Below are 3,881 nucleotides of genomic sequence, written 5' to 3' on the forward strand. Positions count from 1 at the left end.
ACGAACGTGATAGGGAATCTGCTTATTGAGAACGTAAGCCCTAGCCACATTCAAACTCCGACCTTATACTCATGTAAAACAATTAATTGGAAAGATCATGAGCTTCGAACTTCACCCGCAACTTGCGAAAGACACCACACTTATCGGCGAATTTCCACTGAGCTTGGCTCTGCTGCACAAAGATAACGCAGTGCCTTGGGTTATCTTGGTACCAAAACGTACCAACCTAAAAGAGTTGCACCACTTACCAATGAAAGAGCAACAGCAGTTCCTACATGAATCTCAGGCGGTAAGCCAAGCACTAGAAGCCACGTTCCAACCAGACAAATTGAACCTTGGAGCATTGGGTAACATGGTGCCACAACTGCACATTCACCATATTGCACGCTTCAAAGACGACATTGCTTGGCCTGGCCCAATATGGGGCAATACCAAAGGTGAACAGCGCAATGAAGAAGATCAAACCGCTATCCTGACTCGAATTCAAAACGTTCTGTCACTGAGCTCTATCTTCAAGAAAGCGTAATTCGAGCTCATCTCATTGAGCTTAAAAGCAATACACTTCAGAAAAGACACATAACAAAAAGCCGCTCATCTTAGATAAGCGGCTTTGTCATTTTCTAATCTCGCCTTTTTCAACGAGAGTCTGAAGATCTGAACTACATCATCACGTTAAGCGACAAACCATCTTGCTTGCTGATGGTGTAGCGAATACGCGTTGTATGACCATGCTTATTCGTATCGACCAAACGAGAAACTTTCCCTTTCTTGACCCACACACTCAGCATCGCATCGACGCCATCTTCACTCATGCCAAACTTTGCAGCGAGCTCTTTGCGGGCCGCAACGCCGTGGCTATCAATGTATTGATGAAGTTCAGTTAAAATCATACTACTTGCACCTCTAGTGCTTTCTGCTTACTGCCCACTTTCTTGAAGACGCGATACGTCACCACAAAACCACCAGCAATCGCCACCATCCATACTGCACTTGTCACTGGGTGTGCAGCAAAGTTTGCCGCTTGGTAGTAGAAAGTTGCACCAAAGTAACCAAGAGCCATCGTCCAAACCGCGATGAAGCGTGCAAACGTCTGACCAAATTCACGAACATAAGCACCCATTGCGGCAACACAAGGCGTGTAAAGCAGGATAAGAATCAAGTAAGCGAACGCCGCATGACCAGATACAAACTTGTCTTTCAAGTTACCAAAGATAGAGGTATCGACTTCTTGGTCAGCTGCTACAGAATTAGAATCAGACAAGTCGCCAACTTCAATACCTAATGGATCTGAGTAGCTCAAACCAGCTAGGTTTTCAGGGATAGTCATTACCGCTTCTTGCAAGCTTGCTGCTAAGTCAAACTCAGCCGCTTCTTCATCAGAAGGCGTTGTGTATAGGCTATTTAATGTACCTACAACAGCTTCTTTAGCGAAAATACCCGTGATGATACCAACCGTTGCAGGCCAGTTCTCTTCAGTGATACCAATCGGTTGGAATACAGGCGTTACAATTTGAGCCGCTTTAGACAGTACTGAGTTTTCGCTGTCTTCGTTACCAAAGCTACCGTCCATACCTAGAGAGTTTAGGAAGCTAAGAATAGCCACAACCATCACGATTGTTTTACCTGCACCAAGTACGAAACGCTTCAGCTTCTGCCAAGTTTTCAGCATTACGTTTTGCACTGTCGGCAATTCGTAATCTGGCATTTCCATCACTAAGCTATCGCTGCTACCTGGGTAGATCGTGTTTTTAAGGAACAGACCCGTAAATACAGAAGCAACAATACCCATGATGTACAGAGCGAATACTACGTTTTGTCCAGCGCCTGGGAAGAACGCCGCTGCGAACAGTGCGTATACCGGTAAACGAGCACCACATGACATAAACGGCGCCATTGATGCTGCCAATTTACGTTCGCGCTCTTGGTCAAGAGTACGAGTTGCCATGATTGAAGGCACGTTACAACCAAAGCCCAGTACAAGTGGGACAAATGCTTTACCCGGTAAACCAATCTTCTGCATCACTTTATCAAGTACGAATGCAGCACGAGCCATATAGCCTGAGCTTTCTAGTACCGCTAAGAATAGGTAAAGCGCTGCGATAACAGGAATAAAGGTCGCAACCGTTTGAATACCACCGCCAATACCATCAGCAAGTACAGTAACTAACCAAACTGGTAAATGGCCATCTAATAAGTGGTGTCCACCATCAACTAATATTGCCCCAACACCAATATCGAAGAAGTCGATAAACGCACTGCCGATATTGATAGAGAACATGAACATTAGGTACATGATGACGAAGAAGAAAGGAATACCGACCCATTTGTTCAAAATGAATTGGTCTGCTTTCTCTGTAAAGTTACGGCTTAGTTTACCTTCGCTGCGACGAACACGTTTACAAAGGTCATGTAAGAAAGTGTATTTAGCGTCAGCAACAGCAAGGTCAATATCGAAATCGGCACCAAGACGCACGCTATCAATTTGAGTGCGAGTTTGTGGAGCCAGTCCATTCAATACCAAGTAATCATTTTCTAAAGCACGAATCGCGAGCGCTCGGTGAGATACGTCAGCATCATCAAATTGTGACTCAACAGAAGGGATAAGAGCCTCTAACGCGGCATCGTAATCAATAGAGATAGGGTCAAGGCTCACACCTTGAACAAGCAATTTATGCAGACGCTCTTTAAAGCGAACCACTTGACCTTTATCGTTTGCAGACAAGCTTAGAACTGGGCAACCTAACTCTTTCTCTAGTGCTTTAAGGTTAATCACCTGACGTTCGCGCTTTAATACATCCATTTTGTTCAACACAACGATCATTGGGCGACCCAACTCACGTAGCTGTAATGTCATATATAAGCTTCGTTCTAGACAGCTAGCGTCGACAACATTAATGATCACATCTGCTGGGTGAGTTAAAACAGCGCGAGACGCGATAGACTCATCGATGCTGTTCGCATCATTACCACTGTCTAGCGCGTAGATACCCGGTAAATCCGTTAGTTGAAACTGATCACCTGCATGCGAGTATAAACCCGTCTTCTTTTCAACAGTGACACCAACCCAGTTACCAACGTGCTGCTTAGCACCAGTCAGTGCGTTGAACAGTGTTGTTTTACCACTATTCGGGTTACCAACGGTAAGAACTTGATAATCCATTTAGATAACCTCGATTTGTTCTGCAATGCTTTCACGAATGGCGATAGAAACACCTCTCACTTCAACTTGAAGCGGATCACCCATAGGTGCACGGCGGATAAGCGTCACCTCGGTTTTTGGCAACATACCCATGACCATAAGTTTCTTCCTTACGTCTGGTGTTAAACCTGTTAGTGCAACAATAGAAGCCGCCTTTCCTTGCTCTAGTTGTGAGAGTTTCATAAGTACCCAATTCGTGACTGATAATGAGAAAGATTGTTATTAACGCTATGATACACATACATGCCCACAATTCTATTGTGTGAAATCAATGTTTTCGAAAATACATACTCGTAAATTTCGTTAAAAACGTTTACGTCAAAAACGTTACTTTCAACAACTAGTGAGAACTACCTAACTAGTACACCCCCTCCCCATCAACAACAAACTATTAATTATCAAACACTTAAAACATTGTCGGTTTTATCATAGGCATCTGTCGTTAATTTTATAAGTAAAATAAGTGCCTAGACGTATAGTTACTCCATCGAAGAGAAACTACTTCTCTTTAATTTTATTCCAGACGTGATATGGCTTTGCTATATCACTCCGGCAGCAAGCGAAGGTGTCATTGGCACCCGTGGTATAGTCCCCCCGGCTATGCCACGATATTTTTTTTCTTCCCTATGTTTTATCCCAACAACCTTTTTAAACTCCCCATTTATCTCGTATCTCGTATCTC

4 protein-coding genes are annotated in these 3,881 nt (G+C 43.9%); 1 reads left to right on the forward strand and 3 read right to left on the reverse strand.

The genetic code is table 11. The features are described from left to right. The first annotated feature begins 97 nt into the window (after positions 1 to 97). Positions 98 to 526, forward strand: a complete 429-nt coding sequence (locus AB4484_RS25445; RefSeq protein ID WP_372080914.1) for an HIT family protein — start codon at positions 98 to 100, stop codon at positions 524 to 526. Positions 527 to 659: 133 nt separating this feature from the next. On the opposite strand, the gene AB4484_RS25450 is transcribed toward AB4484_RS25445, so the two are convergent. The 3 genes from AB4484_RS25450 to AB4484_RS25460 are packed head-to-tail and all read right to left on the reverse strand — an operon-like array spanning position 660 to position 3,382. Continuing rightward, positions 660 to 890 carry a FeoC-like transcriptional regulator gene (locus AB4484_RS25450; RefSeq protein WP_017061938.1) on the reverse strand — a complete coding sequence of 77 codons (231 nt, stop codon included), beginning with the start codon at positions 888 to 890 and terminating at the stop codon, positions 660 to 662. Next, entirely contained in the window at positions 887 to 3,160 is a 2,274-nt protein-coding gene (gene feoB, locus AB4484_RS25455; RefSeq protein WP_052878945.1) for a Fe(2+) transporter permease subunit FeoB, read from the reverse strand. The genes AB4484_RS25450 and feoB overlap by 4 nt, the downstream gene beginning before the upstream one ends. Next, entirely contained in the window at positions 3,161 to 3,382 is a 222-nt protein-coding gene (locus AB4484_RS25460) for a FeoA family protein (protein ID WP_004734203.1), read from the reverse strand. Positions 3,383 to 3,881 lie beyond the last annotated feature (499 nt).

Source organism: Vibrio sp. 10N.261.46.A3 (assembly GCF_041472995.1).
In the GTDB taxonomy this organism is placed as follows: domain Bacteria; phylum Pseudomonadota; class Gammaproteobacteria; order Enterobacterales; family Vibrionaceae; genus Vibrio; species Vibrio coralliirubri.

What these genes read in the sequence shown, in the direction of transcription:
- AB4484_RS25445 (WP_372080914.1), top strand. Translation starts at nt 98, where the DNA reads ATGAGCTTCGAACTTCACCCGCAACTTGCGAAAGACACCACACTTATC.
- AB4484_RS25450 (WP_017061938.1), bottom strand. Translation starts at nt 890, where the DNA reads ATGATTTTAACTGAACTTCATCAATACATTGATAGCCACGGCGTTGCG.
- feoB (WP_052878945.1), bottom strand. Translation starts at nt 3,160, where the DNA reads ATGGATTATCAAGTTCTTACCGTTGGTAACCCGAATAGTGGTAAAACA.
- AB4484_RS25460 (WP_004734203.1), bottom strand. Translation starts at nt 3,382, where the DNA reads ATGAAACTCTCACAACTAGAGCAAGGAAAGGCGGCTTCTATTGTTGCA.